Source organism: Gluconacetobacter sp., assembly GCF_047721585.1.
Classification (GTDB): Bacteria; Pseudomonadota; Alphaproteobacteria; order Acetobacterales; family Acetobacteraceae; genus Gluconacetobacter; species Gluconacetobacter dulcium.
The window spans coordinates 1-17,194 of sequence record NZ_JBDNXE010000092.1; the positions used below are offsets into that span (position 1 = coordinate 1).

Here is a 17,194-nt window from a genome sequence, read left to right on the forward strand (position 1 = left end):
CCCCCGCGCTTTATTGCGCCCCCGAGGCCCGGGGCGGCCCCGCGTTGCCCGCATGTCGGCCGACCAAAACCCCCAAGGCCGGGGCCGGGCGGGCCCCCCCGCCACCGGGCAAGTGAGTCTGACCGCGTACGGTCAGGCTGTCACGGGGGAGCGAGGGGCTGGCTGCTGACCGGGCCGGACGAGGGGACCGCGACCTGTGAGGGTTCGGCGCCGGAACCGGGCTGGGCGTAGGCGGGCGAGGTTGCCGCGGGTGCGCCGGCCATGGCCTGGGCCTGGACTTCGCTCAAGGCGGCGCGCAGGGGGTCGGCGCCGGGATTGTTGACCCGCATCGAGATGACGATGTCCTCGGGGCCGACGATCTGGTTGTAGTAGGCGCGGTTCGCGCCGCTGTTGACCGTCAGTTTCGAGCCGCCCAGCGCGGCACCGGCGAACAGGCCCTCGGATTTCTGCAACGCCATGATGTCGGTATTGCGCTGGCCGGCCGTGCCGCTCTCGATGCCGGAGCCCATGGTCGCGAAGGAGGCGGAGGCATTGGCGCCGAACTGGAACTGGCTGTCCAGCAATGCTTGCAGCCCGCGATCGGTCATGACGAAGAACATCATCTGGGAATCCTGCATGCCGAGCTGGATTCCCACATTGGCCGAGCTGAGCGTGTAGAAGGCCGGATCGGACCAGGAACCGCGCGCGTCGCGCGAGAGCAGAACGCAGCCGCCGCCCGCGCCGCCGAAGCCGATCGACATACGGAAGATGGATGGGCAGACCATGACCGCGCGCGCCTGGCTCATGTAACGGGTGATCTTGCTGTCCGGGCGGGCGCCGCTGAACATCTCGCGCACGGTCAGGGTGGCGCGGTCCACCAGGGTCTGCTGCCGTTCGCCCGCAGCCAGGGCCGGCGCCGCCGGCAGCGCCAGCGCAATGACCGTCAGGGCCAGGGTTGTGCGGGAAAGACCGTCTCGCAAGGGCATGCTCCATAATTTTCGGCATCGCGCGACCTTCGGACCGTCCGTGCCGCAGAATGCCGAGCAGATCGTATCGCTGTCGCGCGGCCGGAAACGCCTGGCTACGCGACCGTGAAGCAGGAGTGGGCGTGTGGCCGGCATTCCGGCCCGCGCCTTGTCTCCTGCCGGATTTTTATGGCGTAACCATGGCTGGTGGCAGCCGCTCAGTCTAGCGGTACTGCGAGCGCCACCGACAGATCGGTGGCGATTCCCGGTGCCGTCGCAAGCAGGGTGATGCCGCGATCGAGTCCGCCGTCGCGCAGGAAGGGGGAGAACCTGGCCCCGGTTTCCTCCAGCAGCACCAGCGCGGCCGCGACGTCCCACAGATTGATGACCATTTCCAGGTAGCCGTCCAGCCGGCCGCACGCGACATCGGCCAGGGCCAGCGCGCCGGAGCCACCGGAACGGGGCATGGCGCCCAGTTCCAGGATCGCGGCCATTTTTGCCGCGTAGATGCCGTCGGGCACCTTGTTGCTCCAGCCCATTTCGACCATCGCGGATCGGGTGTCGGTGACCGGCGAGGCCTTGATCGGCCGGCCGTTGAGGAAGGCGCCGTGGCCGCGCACGGCGGTGTAGGTCTCGTGCAGAGCCGGGGCCTGGATGATGCCGGCGACCGGCTGGTCGCCATCCATCAGGCCCAGCGAGACGCACCAGCGCGACCGGCCGCGCGCGTAGTTCGACGTGCCGTCAATAGGGTCGACCACCCAGCGCAGGCGCCCGGTGCGGGTGCGCCCTTCTTCCTCGCCCTGGAAGCCGTCCTCGGGGAACAGGGCGCCGATCCGTTCGGAGATCAGGGCCTCGACCGCGCCGTCGGCTTCGGTCAGCCAGTCCTGGGCGCTTTTCTGCTTGCCCGACGGGCCGCCCGGCGGCGGGCGCATCGCCATGGCCAGGTCGGCCGCGTCACGGACGATGGAGCGCGCGGCCTCGAAACGGCACAGGATGGCGGCATCGGACATCGGGGAACCTTTCAGCGTGGGGGAGAAGGAAATGGCATCATTCGACCCGGCGGGCTGTGCGCAGGGCGGTCGTGATGGCGGGGTCGTCCAGGCGGGCCAGCCGTCCGGCCGCCTGGGTGGCGAACAGCCATGTCAGCTTGCGCCGGCGGGCGGCGGCCAGGGCGGTCGGGACGGGAGAGCGCAGGATGGCGGCTTCGGCGATCACGTTCAGGCCGGCGGGCACCGTATCGGTGTCCGCGACCATGATCCCGGTCGCCTCGGGCAGCAGGGAGAGGGGAAACGTGCGATCGACGGCGAAGAAAAGCTGGTCGCACCAATCGTGGTAGCAGGTCCATTTCTGGTCGGTGAGAAAATCGCGCGGGCCGGATTTGATCTCGATACACACGAATCCGTTGTCCGGCCGCAGGGCCATGACATCCGCGCGGCGGCCGTCCGGCAGGACCAGTTCGTTCAGCGCCGCCCAGCCCATCTGGCCGCAGAGATGATTGACCGCGCGACGGATGGCGATCTGGTTCTGTACGGGGTCGATGGGCATCGGGGGCACCATGCCACGGGTGGGGCGGCGCGTCACGACCGGCGCGGTTTGCGAACCGGGCCTGATGGGATAGACCGCTGGGAGGCCGCCACCGGGGCGGCATTGCAGCATGGGAGCGGGCATGGGCCTCCTGCGCACCGATATCTGGCGGACGGGTATTCTGTCCTGCCCGATGTCCGAGATCCTGACGCATGGCGATGTCGCCGGGTTGCCGGTGACCTGGTTGCCTGATCCGGGGCCGTTCCGTTTTCTCGCCGATCCGTTCGGGTTGTGGCGGGATGATCGGCTTTACCTGTTCGTCGAGGCTTATGATTACCGGGTCCGGATCGGTCGGATCGATGTTTTCGTCTTCGATCGCGGTATGCGGCTTCTGGAGGTCCGGCCCGTGTTGTCCGAGCCGTGGCATCTGTCCTACCCGGTGGTGATCGCCGAGGGAGACGAGATCTATCTGCTGCCCGAAGCCTATCGCTCTGGCCGGCTGACGCTGTATCGCGCGGTCTCCTTTCCCGATCGCTGGGAAAGGGTTCCGGAGTTCGTCTTTCCCGAAGCGGCGATCGACGCTTCGCCGGTGCACATCGATGGCCGGTGGTGGATGTTCTACAGCCCCTCCGGCGGGTCGGGCGAGGACAGGCAGAGCCTGCTGCATGTGGCCTGGGCGGACAGGCTGCGGGGACCGTGGCATCCGCATCCCGGTAATCCGGTCCGGCGGGATCGTCGCAGTGCGCGGCCGGGGGGCACGCCGCTGCTGGTCGATGGGCGGGTCATTCTGCCGACCCAGGATTGCACAGGCACGTATGGCGGGGCGATCGTGCCGCTGACGGTGACCGATCTGGCGACGACGCATTTCGCCGCCCAGGCTGGAGCCCCGATCGTCGCGGCGTCGGAGTGGGCGCCCTATACCGACGGGTTGCACACTTTGTCTGCGGCCGGGGAGGTGACGCTGGTGGATGCCAAGCGGATCAGCCGGTCTCCGCGCCGGATTGCGATCGAGCTGGACCGTCTTGGCCGGCGCATGGTCGGGAGGGGCGCGGGCGGGTAGAACGCGCTCAGCCGCGTGGCGGTACGGCGATACGCTCCAGGATGGCCAGGCCGGCGGCGTCGAACCGTTCGGGGGCGAACAGGTCCTGCACGCGGGTGCGCGCGGCGTGGCCCATGGTGGCGAGTGAATGGGGGTGGCGCAGCATGCTGGCCAGCGCGTGGGCCAACGCTGCGGGGTCGAGAGGTGGCACCAGCAGGCCGGAGATGCCGTCCTGCACCGTGTGGCGGATTTCGCCGACGGCCGAGGCGACCGGCGCCAGTCCGGCCTGCATGGCCTGATGCACGCCGATGCACAATCCTTCATGCCGCGAGGGCTGGACGTAGCCGTGCTGGGTGGCGAGGAAGTCCGGCACCGCGCTGGTGAAGCCTGCCAGATGCAGCGTGGTCAGGCCGTGTTCGCGGATCAGGCTCTCGATGTGGGGGCGGGCGTCGCCTTCTCCGGCAATGGTGACCGTAAAGGGCGGGAGCGACGGGTTGGTCTTCAGCAGCGCCAGGGCGTGGCACAGGATATCATAGCCCTTGACCGGGTGCAGGCGCCCTAGCGAGCCGATCCGCACGATCTCGCCCGCCTGCCATGGGCGGGCGGTCGGGCAGGTTGGATCGGCGCGGAAGATCGGCCACAAGGCGGCGCGGTCGGCCGGGATGTGCAGCCGGTCGCGCATGAAATCCAGCACGCAGGTGGAGTCGGCGACCCACATCCGGCTCAGGCGGCGGGTGCCGCGCAGGAGGCGGGTGTTGGCGGGGCTCAATCCGGCGGAATGCTGCCAGCTTACGACCGGGATACGGCGCCGCAGCCCGACGATCTGGCCCATCACCGTCGCCCTGGTGAGGGAGGTCCAGATCAGGTCGGGGGGCCATTGGGCGATCTGGTGGTTCAGCCAGCGCAGGGCGATCAGGTGGTCGCGCCGCCCGGCGGGACAGAGTGCGACCGGCAGGCCGGCTGCCTGCAACGTCGGCAAGGCGCGGCCGTCGCGGCGTTGCAGCGCGAAGACGGCGACTTCGTGCCCGGTGCGGCGGAGGACATCGGCGATGTCGGGCACGGGGAAGGCCGCGCCGCCGCCCTCCAGGGAGTTGATGATATAGGCGATGCGCATGGGGTCAGGCGGCGGCGGGATTCCGGAGCAGGGATTCGACCAGGAGCAGGTCGGCGGGCTTGTCGACATCCACGGCGGCGCGGCCGTCGGGCAGGGAGACCAGCTTGACCGACGCCTGGCTCAGGCTGCCCACCCGCGCGCACAGGGCGGAGCGGGTGAGGCCGCCGGTTATGTAGCGCAGCAAGGTTCCAACCCCCAGCAGGCGCGCCATGCGGATCGGTCGTTTGCGCTCCTGCTCGATCCGCTGCCACAGTTCCACGACGCCGATCGAGGCGGGCGTGCGGAACAGGAACAGGTTGCAGCCGGAAAAGGCGCCGTCGGCCAGGCGGATCATCGTGCGTTTCGTGCCGGGGACATCGCGCGTGATGTCGGCCTCCATCGCGACGGCCGCGGCCATGTCGCAGTGCGCATCGACGGAATCGAGGAAGGTTTCGATCCATTCCGGGCGGAGCAGGGCATGGTCGGCGGTGGTGACCAGCAGGGGGGTGCCGAGCGTGCGCAGGGCCGCCATCACGCTGGCGCTGGGGCCGGCGGCCGGCGGCAGGAAATCCACCGGATGGTCGAGTTCCAGCCCCTCCAGAATGCCGGGGGTTTCGATATTGATGACGATGCGGCCGATGCGGGGGCAGGCGGCGAGCGCGTCGAGCACGCGCGCGATCATCGGCCGGCCGGCCACGGGCAGGATCGCCTTGTGCGAGACGTTGGCGGCGGTGGCCATCGGGTCCGCCGTGCCCGCGCGGGTGCCGGCCAGGACCAGGACGGTCAGCGGGCCGGGCGCGGGTTGGGTGGAGGTCACGCCGCGTTTCGCGAGGTCGCGCCGTCGGGCCGGTCGCGCGGCGGGGCGCCGGTCTGTTCCATCACCCAGGGGTAGCGGTTGGCTTCTTCCAGATCGTAGCCCAGGTTGAAGACATGCGGGCTGCGCGTCCGCGCGCGGGCGTCGGCGTAATAGGTGCCGAAGGCGCGGTCGACAACGAAGCTGGTGATGCCGTAATTGCCGTCCTCATCATGGAAATGATGCAGGACGTGGCGCTGCTTCATCTTCTGGATCCAGCGCATCCGCGGCTTGTAGTTGAGGTGCTGGATGCAGTGGAAGAATTCGTAGATGCAGGTGATGACCAGCCCGGTGCCCATGGCCGCCGCGGCACCGCCGACATTGCCGATCAGGTAGCCGATCGGCAGGGTGATGATGGCGATGGTGGGGATCGTGTTCAGCGGCGAGCCGAACAGTACGTCCAGCAGGTGCGGGTCCTGATGATGGTCGAAATGGATGCGCTTCCACAGCGTTGCCGTCCACTTCATCCGGTAGAGGAAGCGGCCGTGCAGGATGAAGCGATGGATCATGTACCACGCCAGCGGATAGACCGCGATGACGGCGCCGGCGGCGATGAGGGTCGGGCCGATGCCGGGGAAATTCCGCGCCAGGACGACGAAGCTGATCACGGCCAGAACGATGTAGAGCAGGATCGTCGGATAGGTCAGGTAGGCGATCCACAACTGGCGGAGATTCATCTTCCCCAGGTCGAAGCTCCGACCGGTGCGCAGAGACGTGTTGTGTAGGGTCGTGCCGATCATCTCTCTTCAATCCTCAACACCAGGGCACAGACGGCGAGCGCAAAGATGACGATGCCGGGTAGCGTCGCCGCCGGGGCGGGTAGCGTGCCGGCATTGCCCAGTGCCCGCAGCATGCCCTGGAAGACCACGAACAGCAGGCCGGCGCCCAGGCACCAGACCGGCAGCCAGCTCCGCGTTCCGCTTCGTGGTGGGATATAGACCACCGGCAGGGCCAATAACAGCATTACCGCAAAGCTGAAGGGGGTGAACAGCCGTGCCAGCAGCGCGGTGCGCAGGGCCGCCGCCGGCTGGGTCGCGGGTGCGTGCCCGCGCAGGATCGCGGTGATGGTGGCGACGGAAAGCGGGGGCGTGTCCATCGACAGCCGGATCATGTCCGTGGGGCGCAGCCCGGCCGGCCAGCCGTGGTCCTGAGCCGGTGCCGGGGGTAGCGTGGCCGTGCGGACGGTCGCCCCCGTCGGCTCCAGGCTGCGGCCGCCGTCGTCGGTCCAGGTGCCGTGCGCATAGCGAAGCGTGTTCAGGTGAACGGTGCGGAGCAGCCGGCCGTTCGGGTCGCGCTGATACAGGTCGGCGTGGACGACGGTCGTGCCGCCTTGCGCGACATAGCCGATATCCGCCAGCGTCATGCCTGAGCGGAACCAGAAGCCGCGCCCGGATTCGGGATGGGGGTCGGTGCGGTTCCACCAGCTTGCCAGCGCCCGTTCGGTGCGCGGGGTGATCTGGTCGTCGACCACGGCGCCGGCAACGCCGAGCGCGAGGATCGCCGGCAGCATCAGGCGGGTCAGGCCGGGGGTGGTCAGGCCGGCGGCGCGCAGGATCGCGATCTCGCTGCCGGTCGTCATCTGTATCAGCAGGACCAGAGAGCCGATCAGGACCGCCAGCGGGAGGGTGCCGCCCACCAGCAGCGGTGCGTGCAGCAGCATGTAATAGGCGATGCCGCGTGCGCCCTGGTGCCGCTCCAGGATCGGGGTCAATTGTTCCAGCAGCGCCAGGACTTCCATCAGCGCCAGCAGGATCGCGGCCGTCGTCAGGATTCGCCCGAGCAGTTCGCGGGTGAGATAGCCGAGCAGGACGTGGCGTGTCGGCGATGGAGGAAGCGGGCTCATGAGGACGGGCTGGCCGCCGGGCGGGGCCGCGGCCGCGCGAAGGGGCGCCGCCGGAGCGGGCCGGCCCCCGCCGATCCGGAGCGTTGCGCGATCAGCCAGACGCAGCACCCGCAGAACAGGACGAACGGCCCCCATATGACCAGCCAGGGTGACATGGCGCGGCTGGCGACGAGGCTCAGCCCCAGTTGCAGCGCGTGATCGAAGCCGACCAGGCTGATGGCGGCGATGGCCAGGCCCAGATTGCGTCGCTGGCGTTTGGCCATGCCTGCCAGCGCGCAGGCGAGGATCGGGATGAAGGGAATGGCCAATGCGCGGGCGAGGCGGAAATGGAGTTCGGCCACCAGATGGGGGCGGCGGATCGTCGGGTCGCGGGTGTGCAGGTCGTGCAGCAGTTCGAACAGGGTCAGTTCCCGCTCGTCATTGCCGCGAAGGCGGAAGGCGTGGGTCTGGGAGACGGTATTGAACAGGCGGGTGGTGGTGTTGAACAGCACCAGCGTCGGTGTTTCGCCCTCCCGCTCGGTGACGATGATGCCGTGCTTCAGGTCCAGCCGGACCGAGGTGCGGTCGTCGGCGATCCGCAAGGTTCCGCTCTCGGCGGAAATGTCGCGTTCCAGCCCCTCGCTCCGGTCGCGGATGAAGACGTGGTGCAGGTGGGTGCCGGCGCCTTCGACCCGGTCCGCCGTCAGCATCAGCGTACTGGAGGGGGTGGCGAACATGCCGCTTTGCAGGTGGGGCGCCCAGCCCGCATGAGCGGCGAAATACATCGCCTGCCGGAAATCGTAGCGGGCATAGGGCTGGATGAAGCCATAGAGGCTGAAGCCCATCAGGCCCATGACCGCACCCACGAGGATGAAGGGGCGTGCGATGCGCAGCAGCGAGACGCCGCTGGCCATCAGGGCGTCGATCTCGTTGTTCTGGCTCATCCGCCGCACGACGGCGAAGACGCTGACGCAGATCGCCGCCGGCAGGGCCAGGCCCAGATAATGGGGGATCAGGTCGGCCAGCAATCCGGCGAAGACCTTGAGCGTGCCGCCATCCGCCGCCAGCACGTTCAGGAGGACCAGCAGCCGTTCCAGCAGCAGCGCGGTCATCACCACGGCCAGCGAGATCAGGAAGGGCGGTGCCATCTGCCGTACCAGATAACGGTCCAGGGTTCCCGGCGTGATCCTTTGCAGCAAGGCGGAAGGGAAAGGCGCGCGCGTCATTGTCGGGTAATTCATACAAGCATCGTCTAGGGGAGGCGATAGGCATCGAAGCGCCAGGGGGGCAGTTCGCGAACCGGCTGGCCCGGTGCGGTCAGGCGGCGGCGGATTTCGGCGGCATAGCCGCGTTCAATGCCCGTGACGCGGATATGGTGCCACGCGGCCGTGCGTTCCTGGCCCGGCGCCAGCATCGAGGCCGAGGCAATGCCCAGTACCGGCACCGTCGCCGTGGGGCCGGGCAGGGACGACAGGCCGGAGCGATGGCTGTGGCCGTGCAGGATCAGTTCGGCGCCTGAGCGGGCGATGGCGGCTGCGAACAGTCCGGCATCCTGGAGCGCCTTGCGGCGGGTGACGATGCCGGGAACCGGCGGATGGTGGATCATGACGACGCGGAAGGCGCCTTCGCGGCCGGTTTCGTGCAGGATTTCGGTCAGGCGGGCCGCCTGCGTCGCGCCGATCCGTCCGGCGGCGGAAAACCAGGGGGTGGGGCAGGCGGAATTGACGCCGATCAGCGCGACCGGGCCGCAACGGCGGACGAAGGGGAAATCGTCTGGCCGGGCGGCCATCCAGGGTTTCCAGACCCCCAGCGTGGCACCCCATGGCGCGCGCACCAGCATGTCGTGGTTGCCGGGGACGATCGCGGTCTGCCGGGGCAGGCGGGCCGCTACCCAGGCTGCCGCGCGCCGGCATTCGACCGGGAGGCCCAGATTGGTCAGGTCCCCGGTCAGGGCGACTGCGTCCGGTGCCATCGCGCGGAGGTCTGTGACGAGCGCGTCCAGAACGGTATCGACATGCAGGAACCGGCGCCGGTGTCGCCAGGAGAACTGGCTGGTCATGCGCTTGTTCAGCAGCGCCCATGCGGGAAAGCGTAGCCCGTCATGTGCCAGATGCAGATCGGACAGGTGGGCCAGGGTCGTCTCGTTCACGGTTTCCTCCAGTCTGTCCTCGGCCGATCGGCCCTAGGGCGTTCACGATCTTGCAATAATGCGGGGAACGCGGCTTATGACCCGGAGAATGTCGGTGTCACAGAAAAAGGTCGATAGGCCGTGAGCGAGCGGTTTGCCCTGATTCATAATCCGCGCAGCCGTCGGAATGGCCGTGAAGACGGTTCGTTCGGTCAGCGGGCGTCGCAGGTGCTGGGGCCGCTGTTCTTTCATTCGGCATCCCGGCCCGGCCTGGTGGAGATCGTGGCTGAACTGGCGCGGCGTGAGGTCGGGGTGGTCGCGATCGATGGCGGGGATGGTACCGTCAGTGACGTCATGTCCGCCATTCATCAAGCCTATCCGGCGGATGCGTTGCCGACCCTCGCCGTGCTGCCGTCGGGGAATACCAACCTGATTGCCGCCGATGTGGGGTTCGGCCTGCGTGGCATGGCGGCGCTTGCGCGGCTGAGCCTCCTGGCCAGCGAAGGGGGGCTGCGGCGTTGCCTCCGGCGGCGCGATGCGCTGGCCGTTCGCTGGTCCGATCCGGCGCGTCCGGCGGTGCTGGGGATGTTCCATGGTGCTGCCGCCTTTACGCGCGGAGTCCGGATCGCCCATCGGCCGGTCATCCTCAATCGCTTTTCGCATGAACTGGCCGTTGGCATTGCGATCGCGTCCTCGCTGGGGCGGCTGGTTTTTCGCGCGACGCGCCGCAAATGGCTGGCCGGCGATCCCGTGACGCTGGCGGTGGGGGGGGAGGCGCCTCGGACGGCGGACTGCTTCCTGTTCCTGGCCACGTCGCTGGGCGGTCTGCCCGGCGGAATGTGGCCCTTCGCGGCGCGAGAAGGGACGGGACTCTCCTATCTGAATGTCGGGGCCTTTCCTGAACATCTGCTCTCCGCGACGTGGTCGGTCCTGCGTGGGCGGCCCACGGCCTGGATGGATCGTTCGCCTTCCTATCTGCGTGGTCGGGCCGATCATCTGGCCTTGCGGCTGACTGGGGATTTTGTGCTGGATGGCGAAATCCTGGATTCCGGTCCGGATGGGCAGACCTATCTGTCGGCGGGGCCGGCCTTCGATTTTATCCGGAATGCCTGATTCTCATGGATGACGTGCGATACGATCCTCTCGCCGCCGGGCAGGTCGCCCGCCTTCTGACGGACGAGCTGGTCTGTCCTGTCGAGCCGGCTGTGACGGCGTTTGTCGGCGAACTGGTCGGGGATGCCCCAGTGCTGGGCGTTCTGTTCTACGGGTCGGGCCTGCGGCAGGTGGATATGGAGGGTATCCTCGATTTCTATATCGTGCTGGACCGGCAGGCCGACTGGGCGCGCGGCAGGGCGGCGCGCGAGGCGAATGCTCTGTTGCCGCCGAACGTCGAGTATCACGAGCGCATCATCGACGGTCGGACTGTCCGGGCCAAGGTTGCCATTCTGACCCTCGGGCAGTTCCGGGTGCTGACGGCGCGCGGTTGCCTGGATACCACGATCTGGGCGCGTTTCTGTCAGCCGGCGCGGTTGGTCTGGGTGCGCGACGCGGTTGCGGCTGACGCGATTCTGGGGTGTTTGATCCGCGCCGTGGGGGTGGCTGCCTGGTGGGCGGCCATGCTTGGTCCGGAGAGCGGATCGGCTCTGGTCTATTGGGAAAGCCTGTTTCGTCGGACCTATGCCGCGGAATTGCGGGTCGAGGGGGGAAATCGCCCCTCCATGCTGTTGGCGGGCGAACCGGGGACGCGGTTCGCTGCGTTGCTGCCGGCGGCCTGGGCGGCGTCCGGCCTGTCGTTCAGGCAGGAAGGTGAGACATTATATCCGGCGGTTCCGGTGGGCGCACGCGCCCGAGCGGAGCGCCAATGGCGGGTGCGCGCCGGTCTGGGGCGTCCGCTGAATGTCGCGCGGCTGTTCAAGGCGGCGTTCACCTTCGCCGGTGGTGCGCGCTATATCGCCTGGAAAGTGCGGCGCCATAGCGGCTTCGACCTCGCCTTGACCCCGTTCGAGGCCCGGCATCCGCTGATCTGCCTGCCTCGGCTGCTCTGGCGATTGAAGGGGGCCGGGGTCTTCCGCCGGTAAGGAGCGTCAGGGCGCCTGATCTATTAGTCCGGATCGCTGTTACCGCCTGAAGACGGTAACAGCGGGGACATGGCGTTAGTGGCCGAGCCCCAGTTCGCGGGCCACGATGGCGAAGGTTTCGATCGCCTGGTCGATCTGGGCGGCATCATGCGTTGCCATCACCGAGGTTCGCAGCAGCGGGCGCTGGTCGGGGGTGGCGGGCGGCAGGCTGAGATTGACGTACACGCCCAGATCCAGGAGCCGGTTCCAGAACCGCACGGCCTGGTCGATCTCGTCCAGCACCACCGATACGACGGGACTGGCCTGCGGGCCGGTGCGCAGCCCGATGGCATTCAGGCCCGCATGCAGGCGACGGGCATTGTCCATCAGCCGGTGCCGAAGCTCCGGCCGCTGTTCCAGTTCGCTCAGGGCTGCCATGGTGGCGGCAATCACGTCGGGCGGCAGCGACGCGGTGAACATATAGGGCCGCGAGCACAGGCGGATCAGGTCCAGCCCGTCCTCGTCGGAAACACAGTAACCGCCGACCGTGCCGAGGCTCTTGGAGAAGGTGCCGACGACGAAATCGACATCCTTCTCCACGCCGCATGATTCAGCGACGCCGCGGCCATGCTCGCCCATGACGCCGACGGAATGGGCTTCGTCGGCCAGCAGCCAGGCGCCGGTTTCGCGCTTGACCGCCGCGAATTCGGCCAGCGGTACCACGTCGCCCATCATCGAGTAGATGCCTTCGACGACGATCAGCTTGGCGCCGGGTGTGCCGTCCAGCCGCCGCAGGCGCTTGTGCAGGTCGTCGGCGTCATTATGCCGGAAGCGGATGACCTGGGCCTGGCTGAGCCGGCTGCCGTCATAGATGCTGGCATGGCTGTCGGCGTCCAGCAGCAGGTAATCATCCTTGCCGGCCAGCGCCGAGATCATGCCCAGATTCGCCTGATAACCGGTCGAGAACACCATGCAATGCCGGCGGCGGAAGAAAGCGGCGATGCGCTCCTCCAACTGGCGATGCAGCCCCTGGGTGCCGTTGGCGATGCGCGATCCGGTGGTGCCGACGCCGTGGGTCCGCAGCGTGTCGATCGCGGCCTCGATCGCCGCTTCACTCTGGCTGAGGCCCAGGTAATTGTTGGTGCCGAACAGCAGGGTCTCGCGCCCTTCGATCATGCCCACGGTCGAGGATATGGGGCGGTCGATCACGACGGCAAACGGGTTGCGGCCTCCGCCATCGGTCACGGCCGCCAGCGAACGGGCCAGCGGCTCGTATTTGGAGAAGATCGACATGGAGTCAGCCGCCCTGCTTGAGCGACACGATGCAGTTGGCCAGGTCGTCGATGGTGCGGATGTCGGCAAGCCGGTCGAGCGGAACGGACACATCGAGGGAATCCTCGATTTCCATCACGAAATTCATGACCGCGAGTGAATCGAAGGCCAGATCTTCGACGATCTTGCTGCCGCCGCTGATGTCGCGGGGGACCTTGGGATTCGCCAGCAGCGTCTGGATGATCAGGGCAGAGACGTCCGCGACCGTTTCACTCATTATAAATGCATCCTTATTGCGGGAGCCGTCTCCGTATGACGTGTCCGAACCCCGCCTGCCATAGGAGGATCAGGGCCGTCTGGCGGATCGCCTGCGCCCCTCTCAACAAAAGAGGATGCCCTTATATCGAAATCCGGTCGGATGGCCAGTATTGAAGCTGGGGTCTGTCGGCGGTGCGACAGACCCCAGCGGATCACGCGACCGACGCGGTTTCGCTGACCGAGTCGAAGGCGCCCGAAAGCAGCATGGCCTTGGCCCGTGCGCGGGTCAGTTTCCCCGATGAGGTCTGCGGCAGCGTATGGGGCGGGATCAGGATGACCGAGACATCGACCCCATGCTGGCGGCGGAACAGGCTGGCGGCCTCGTTGCGCAGGGTTTCGCGGGCTTCGGGAGTGGAGGCGCGGCACTGGATCAGGGCGACGACCTTCTCGCCCTTTTCCTGGTCGATCGAGAAGACGGCAACATCGCGGCTGCGTAGCGCGCCGATTTCGGTTTCCGCCGACCATTCCAGGTCTTGCGGCCAGATATTGCGGCCGTTGATGATGATCAGGTCCTTGGCGCGGCCGGTGACGACCACCTGCCCGTCGATCATGTAGCCGAGATCCCCGGTATTCAGCCAGCCATCGGCATCCAGAACGCGCTGGGTCTCCTGCGGCTGGTTGAAATAGCCGCGCATCAGGCTGGGGCCACGGACGAAGATGGTGCCCACCTTGCGGTCCGGCTGGCGACGGCCGGCTGGATCACGCACCTCCAGTTCATGCTCGGGCAGAACCTTGCCGCACAGGATGAAGGTCCTGAGGGCATGGGAAGGATCGTTCGACGGGCGCGCGATGCCCTGCGTTTCCAAGAAGCGCAGATCGACGGTGTCGGTCTGTATGCCCGTATGCAGGGGCACGAAGCTGATGGCCAGCGTGGCCTCGGCCATGCCGTAGCTGGCGGTAAAGGCCCGTCCGTCGAAGCCCGATGCCGCGAAGCGTTCGGCGAACTCTTCCAGGATATGGTGACGGATCATGTCGCCACCGATACCCGCGACGCGCCAGCAGGACAGTTCGAGCGTCACCGTCGAGGCACGGCGGGCGCACAGTTCGAAGCCGAAGGATGGGCTGTAAGAAATAGTACCGCGATTGCGGCTGATCAAATCCAGCCAGACATGGGGACGACGGGCGAATTCGCGCGTTGGCAGCATATCGACGGTCAACTGGCAGGTGATCGGCGTCAGGAAAAAGCCGACGAGACCCATGTCATGATACAGCGGCAGCCACGACACGCATCGGTCACCGGTTTCGCGGACCTTGAGGCCGTCGCGGGCGATCGCGCGGGCATTTGCCATGCCCGATTTCTGGGTGACCGCCACCCCCATCGGAAAGCGCGTGCTGCCCGAGGAGAATTGCAGGTAGGACAGGTCGTCCGGAGAGACGGCCGGCAGTGTGACAGGCTCGACCGGCAGGGCCATCAGTTCGGCCGGGCTCCCGCCGAAGCGCAGATCGAAGCCGTCGATGATCTCGCCTGTCCAGCTGGCGATGATGTCGGGCACGATCACGGCGACGGCGCCGGCGCTCTCGATCATGCCGCGCAGGGTCGTTACGTAGCCTTCGCGTCCGCCGAATGCGACCGGCAGCGGCAACGGAGCAGGCACCAGACCCGCATATTGGCAACCAAAAAAGATCCGCGCGAAGTCACCATCGCTTTCTGCGACGATCGCGACCCGGTCACCCGGTCGCAGCCCCGATGTCAGCAGCCGCCGTGCGACATCCAGGGCCTGTTCGCGCAACGTTCGGTAGGGGAGGGACTCCAGCAGTTGGCCGCGCCCGGAATACACGTTGAATCCCGCTTGCCCAAGGGCCGCGTAATCCAGAGCTTCCGGAAACGTTGCAAAATCGCCCAGGCGTCGCGCCTGACCAGAATCTGTCGGAGTCGGATCGAGTGTCATTTCAGGTAACGAATCTTCCACCTGGAGCATGTAATCAAGGCAGGTTCAAAGCGAGGACGAAAGCCCGCATCAATGCGTCTTTCGAAGGAATTCTACGATGGCGTCCGCACCAATCGGCGCTGTCGGCTCGATATCCGCGAGGCCGAAGGTTTCGCGTATATATGATTTCTGGCGGTCAAGGAAATCCGGGTGCCCGGCTACGGCATCATCCAGGGCCTGGTCAAGGCTGGCCACCGTGTCGATCACCGGCCCCAGGGACCAGAACAGATAGTCCGGATTGTCGTGCCATTTCGTCTCATGCGCGTCAAGAAACAGGCAGGGACGGGGCTCGATCAGAAATTCGGCGACCTGGCTGCTGACATCGCCCAGATAGAGGTCGGCGCCCATCGTGTAGGTCATGTCGACGCTCCTGGTACTCCCTGGATCGATGAGCATGTGCGGTATCCCCTCATAGGCGCGCAGGATACTCGCGGCCTTGTCGCGATGTGCGTCAAACAGCCGGTAATGCGGCGCGAAAACAAGATTGTATCGGTCCTGATTGGCAAAATAGTCCAGAACTTGCGTGCCGAATTTATACCACGATGTCAGCCGCGGATTGAAATGCGGATTATAGAGAACTGTTGGGCGTCTGTTGCCGAACAGCGGCGCGGCGTTGCTATGCATCAGGCGCACGAGATCGAATTTGGCATAGACGCCCGTGACGTAGTGTCCGGCTCGGAGTGAGCCCTGGCTCAGCAATCGCTTTTCAAGCTTTCTTCCTGCCATCAGGATAAAATCGAAATGCCGGACGTCTCGGGCAAAGCCGACAGCGCGGTCTCCAGCACCGTGGCGGGTCCAGATTAGGCGCGGGCTGCGCACGCCCATCCTGCGCAGATAGAGTGACGTGCGCTCTGGAACGACAATAGCCTGAAATGTCTCGAAATAATTCTTGTTAAAAAACAGAGCCGCCAATCTGGTCAGAACGCTGGGGCCGCGATGGGTCAGTTGTCTCCGTAACAGCCTGGGGAGAGTTAGTCGTTCATAAATGACGTGCGAGTCGGGATAGAGGCCGCCCAAGCGCCTTATATAGGCCTCCTGGTCGTCCGTCAGGCAGGCGATATGGACCGCGATCTCTGGATGCCGGCGCGCGATCTCCATCGCGATCGGTAGGGAATGCGCGATCTGATGGGGCTGGGCGATAAAAGGGAAAAGGATGCGCATCGGTTAGGTCAGGTCTGGACGCATCTGGGATGGCAGGCGTGCATGCGTCATGGCCCGTTGCGCAAGCAGCACGATAATGGTTCCGTCGAAATCGGCGGCCTCCACGGCTGGCGATCCATAGAGGTGAAACAGGATCGCCTGAATGGGCAGAAGGAAGACAGCATCCATGCTGTATGCGATGACAAGAGCGCCCGTAAGACGGAAGGTCATCAGTAGCGGTTCCAGCGGTAGGCCGATTGGCTAATGTTCGCAGCACTGGTCATTCTTAGCACGATCTCGAGCGTTGCGGGATCTTATGTGTCGATCATCCGCTTCAGCAGTCGGACGTATGGCGGCAACGCGAGGACCATCGGCAGGCGACCAGTTCCTCCGGGCATCATAAGTTGGCTATGCCTGATGATTCGTTCGGCGGTGCGCTCCCGCACGAGGTGGCGGTTTCGAGTGGAGGGTGCTGCATCGATATCGGTATATAGCTGAATATAGCTGACGGCCGGATGAAAATGGCGTTGGAGATGAAAAGTGGAGCGCCGGATACTGGCAACAATCTGCATCGCCCCGCCTGCGAGGCTCTTGGGTGGAATCCGGCGCCGGACTGAAACGTAAGATGCCGATGAAAGCGGAGTGGGTCTATGTCAGTCAGGGGAGGCCGCGCTGCAGTTTATGGTCTGTCATGACTGAAAAATCTCCCAGATCGCCAATGATGTGGGGGCGACGGCATGAAGTCGACGCCCTATCTGCCCAGCAGAATCCCCAGATTTTGGAATGTGCGTGGCGAGGTCGCGTGGTGTGGGATGCTCAGGCGGCCGCATCAGGGCGGTCCAGCGTCTAGGAAGCTGGTGGGAGAAATTTCGAGAGGCGACGATGGTGGTGAAGCCTTCTTCGGGGTGGGGAGGGTCTCGCCGGCTATGATCGCAGCAGATCAGGATTGGCGGTTTTCCGGGGAATATAATCTGGTGGAACAACTTTTTTGTTTTTTTCTGATCTTCCGTGTTGACGGTGTTGAGGGTGGGGTGTAGATCGCTCTTCACCGCCGGGGCTGAGGTTCTTGACCTGGC

Annotated in this window: 19 protein-coding genes; 4 read left to right on the forward strand and 15 right to left on the reverse strand. The window is 66.2% G+C overall.

Annotated features, from left to right (window positions below; genetic code table 11):
• Positions 1-140 precede the first annotated feature (140 nt).
• From ABF821_RS14970 to ABF821_RS14980, 3 genes are all read right to left on the reverse strand, one after another.
• Entirely contained in the window at positions 141-965 is an 825-nt protein-coding gene (locus ABF821_RS14970) for a lipid-binding SYLF domain-containing protein (protein ID WP_415530570.1), read from the reverse strand.
• A gap of 197 nt (positions 966-1,162) precedes the next feature.
• Positions 1,163-1,954: an inositol monophosphatase family protein gene (locus ABF821_RS14975; protein ID WP_182975057.1), complete on the reverse strand. Its 792-nt coding sequence runs from the start codon at positions 1,952-1,954 to the stop codon at positions 1,163-1,165.
• 37 nt (positions 1,955-1,991) lie between these two features.
• Positions 1,992-2,489 (reverse strand): MmcB family DNA repair protein, encoded by a 498-nt coding sequence (locus ABF821_RS14980; protein WP_114727344.1) that lies wholly within the window; start codon positions 2,487-2,489, stop codon positions 1,992-1,994.
• A 121-nt stretch (positions 2,490-2,610) separates the two neighbouring features.
• On the opposite strand from ABF821_RS14980, the gene ABF821_RS14985 reads away from it, so the two are divergent.
• On the forward strand, positions 2,611-3,528 hold the full coding sequence (locus ABF821_RS14985) for a formyl transferase (protein WP_182975058.1): 918 nt from the start codon (positions 2,611-2,613) through the stop codon (positions 3,526-3,528).
• 7 nt (positions 3,529-3,535) lie between these two features.
• Here the strand turns inward: ABF821_RS14985 and ABF821_RS14990 are convergent, their stop codons facing one another.
• The 6 genes from ABF821_RS14990 to ABF821_RS15015 all read right to left on the reverse strand — a co-directional run bounded on the left by ABF821_RS14990 (position 3,536) and on the right by ABF821_RS15015 (position 9,424).
• Positions 3,536-4,621: a glycosyltransferase gene (locus ABF821_RS14990; RefSeq protein WP_415530571.1), complete on the reverse strand. Its 1,086-nt coding sequence runs from the start codon at positions 4,619-4,621 to the stop codon at positions 3,536-3,538.
• A 4-nt stretch (positions 4,622-4,625) separates the two neighbouring features.
• Complete coding sequence (locus ABF821_RS14995) at positions 4,626-5,339, reverse strand: nucleotidyltransferase family protein (RefSeq protein WP_415530584.1); 714 nt, start codon at positions 5,337-5,339, stop codon at positions 4,626-4,628.
• A gap of 74 nt (positions 5,340-5,413) precedes the next feature.
• Positions 5,414-6,193 carry a sterol desaturase family protein gene (locus ABF821_RS15000; protein WP_415530572.1) on the reverse strand — a complete coding sequence of 260 codons (780 nt, stop codon included), beginning with the start codon at positions 6,191-6,193 and terminating at the stop codon, positions 5,414-5,416.
• Positions 6,190-7,296, reverse strand: a complete 1,107-nt coding sequence (locus ABF821_RS15005) for an LptF/LptG family permease (RefSeq protein WP_415530573.1) — start codon at positions 7,294-7,296, stop codon at positions 6,190-6,192. The genes ABF821_RS15000 and ABF821_RS15005 overlap by 4 nt, the downstream gene beginning before the upstream one ends.
• Positions 7,293-8,501, reverse strand: a complete 1,209-nt coding sequence (locus ABF821_RS15010; protein ID WP_415530585.1) for an LptF/LptG family permease — start codon at positions 8,499-8,501, stop codon at positions 7,293-7,295. Before ABF821_RS15010 ends, ABF821_RS15005 begins: the two co-directional genes overlap by 4 nt.
• Before the next feature lie 26 nt (positions 8,502-8,527).
• Positions 8,528-9,424, reverse strand: coding sequence for a metallophosphoesterase family protein (locus tag ABF821_RS15015; protein WP_415530574.1), 897 nt, complete (start codon positions 9,422-9,424; stop codon positions 8,528-8,530).
• 120 nt (positions 9,425-9,544) lie between these two features.
• Here ABF821_RS15015 and ABF821_RS15020 point away from each other — a divergent pair, with 120 nt between their 5' ends.
• Together ABF821_RS15020 and ABF821_RS15025 are read left to right on the forward strand one after the other, a co-directional pair.
• On the forward strand, positions 9,545-10,516 hold the full coding sequence (locus ABF821_RS15020) for a diacylglycerol/lipid kinase family protein (RefSeq protein WP_415530575.1): 972 nt from the start codon (positions 9,545-9,547) through the stop codon (positions 10,514-10,516).
• A gap of 5 nt (positions 10,517-10,521) precedes the next feature.
• Positions 10,522-11,481 carry a hypothetical protein gene (locus tag ABF821_RS15025; RefSeq protein ID WP_415530577.1) on the forward strand — a complete coding sequence of 320 codons (960 nt, stop codon included), beginning with the start codon at positions 10,522-10,524 and terminating at the stop codon, positions 11,479-11,481.
• A gap of 75 nt (positions 11,482-11,556) precedes the next feature.
• Here the strand turns inward: ABF821_RS15025 and spt are convergent, their stop codons facing one another.
• The 4 genes from spt to ABF821_RS15045 all read right to left on the reverse strand — a co-directional run bounded on the left by spt (position 11,557) and on the right by ABF821_RS15045 (position 16,139).
• Positions 11,557-12,753 carry a serine palmitoyltransferase gene (spt, locus tag ABF821_RS15030; RefSeq protein WP_415530579.1) on the reverse strand — a complete coding sequence of 399 codons (1,197 nt, stop codon included), beginning with the start codon at positions 12,751-12,753 and terminating at the stop codon, positions 11,557-11,559.
• Positions 12,754-12,757: 4 nt separating this feature from the next.
• A complete protein-coding gene (locus ABF821_RS15035) occupies positions 12,758-13,009 on the reverse strand; it encodes an acyl carrier protein (RefSeq protein WP_182975066.1) in 252 nt (83 codons plus the stop codon).
• Between the two features lie 193 nt (positions 13,010-13,202).
• Positions 13,203-14,939 (reverse strand): fatty acyl-AMP ligase, encoded by a 1,737-nt coding sequence (locus ABF821_RS15040; RefSeq protein ID WP_415530580.1) that lies wholly within the window; start codon positions 14,937-14,939, stop codon positions 13,203-13,205.
• A gap of 69 nt (positions 14,940-15,008) precedes the next feature.
• Positions 15,009-16,139 (reverse strand): sensor domain-containing protein, encoded by a 1,131-nt coding sequence (locus ABF821_RS15045; RefSeq protein ID WP_415530581.1) that lies wholly within the window; start codon positions 16,137-16,139, stop codon positions 15,009-15,011.
• Between ABF821_RS15045 and ABF821_RS15050 the strand changes: the two genes are divergently transcribed.
• A complete protein-coding gene (locus ABF821_RS15050) occupies positions 16,092-16,355 on the forward strand; it encodes a hypothetical protein (protein WP_415530586.1) in 264 nt (87 codons plus the stop codon). The genes ABF821_RS15045 and ABF821_RS15050 overlap by 48 nt on opposite strands.
• 77 nt (positions 16,356-16,432) lie before the next feature.
• Here the strand turns inward: ABF821_RS15050 and ABF821_RS15055 are convergent, their stop codons facing one another.
• Positions 16,433-16,690, reverse strand: coding sequence for a hypothetical protein (locus tag ABF821_RS15055; RefSeq protein ID WP_415530582.1), 258 nt, complete (start codon positions 16,688-16,690; stop codon positions 16,433-16,435).
• Positions 16,691-16,807: 117 nt separating this feature from the next.
• A partial coding sequence (locus tag ABF821_RS15060; RefSeq protein WP_415530583.1) for a hypothetical protein occupies positions 16,808-17,194 on the reverse strand: 387 nt, incomplete at its 5' end.

Excerpts from the sequence above, each read along its gene's own strand:
- ABF821_RS15050 (WP_415530586.1), top strand. The coding sequence starts at position 16,092 with ATGCGCGATCTGATGGGGCTGGGCGATAAAAGGGAAAAGGATGCGCAT.
- ABF821_RS14980 (WP_114727344.1), bottom strand. The coding sequence starts at position 2,489 with ATGCCCATCGACCCCGTACAGAACCAGATCGCCATCCGTCGCGCGGTC.
- ABF821_RS15010 (WP_415530585.1), bottom strand. The coding sequence starts at position 8,501 with ATGACGCGCGCGCCTTTCCCTTCCGCCTTGCTGCAAAGGATCACGCCG.
- ABF821_RS14975 (WP_182975057.1), bottom strand. The coding sequence starts at position 1,954 with ATGTCCGATGCCGCCATCCTGTGCCGTTTCGAGGCCGCGCGCTCCATC.
- ABF821_RS15005 (WP_415530573.1), bottom strand. The coding sequence starts at position 7,296 with ATGAGCCCGCTTCCTCCATCGCCGACACGCCACGTCCTGCTCGGCTAT.
- ABF821_RS15000 (WP_415530572.1), bottom strand. The coding sequence starts at position 6,193 with ATGATCGGCACGACCCTACACAACACGTCTCTGCGCACCGGTCGGAGC.
- ABF821_RS15045 (WP_415530581.1), bottom strand. The coding sequence starts at position 16,139 with ATGCGCATCCTTTTCCCTTTTATCGCCCAGCCCCATCAGATCGCGCAT.
- ABF821_RS14970 (WP_415530570.1), bottom strand. The coding sequence starts at position 965 with ATGCCCTTGCGAGACGGTCTTTCCCGCACAACCCTGGCCCTGACGGTC.
- ABF821_RS15025 (WP_415530577.1), top strand. The coding sequence starts at position 10,522 with ATGGATGACGTGCGATACGATCCTCTCGCCGCCGGGCAGGTCGCCCGC.
- ABF821_RS15040 (WP_415530580.1), bottom strand. The coding sequence starts at position 14,939 with ATGACACTCGATCCGACTCCGACAGATTCTGGTCAGGCGCGACGCCTG.
- ABF821_RS14985 (WP_182975058.1), top strand. The coding sequence starts at position 2,611 with ATGGGCCTCCTGCGCACCGATATCTGGCGGACGGGTATTCTGTCCTGC.
- ABF821_RS15035 (WP_182975066.1), bottom strand. The coding sequence starts at position 13,009 with ATGAGTGAAACGGTCGCGGACGTCTCTGCCCTGATCATCCAGACGCTG.
- ABF821_RS14990 (WP_415530571.1), bottom strand. The coding sequence starts at position 4,621 with ATGCGCATCGCCTATATCATCAACTCCCTGGAGGGCGGCGGCGCGGCC.
- ABF821_RS15055 (WP_415530582.1), bottom strand. The coding sequence starts at position 16,690 with ATGCAGATTGTTGCCAGTATCCGGCGCTCCACTTTTCATCTCCAACGC.
- spt (WP_415530579.1), bottom strand. The coding sequence starts at position 12,753 with ATGTCGATCTTCTCCAAATACGAGCCGCTGGCCCGTTCGCTGGCGGCC.
- ABF821_RS14995 (WP_415530584.1), bottom strand. The coding sequence starts at position 5,339 with ATGGCCACCGCCGCCAACGTCTCGCACAAGGCGATCCTGCCCGTGGCC.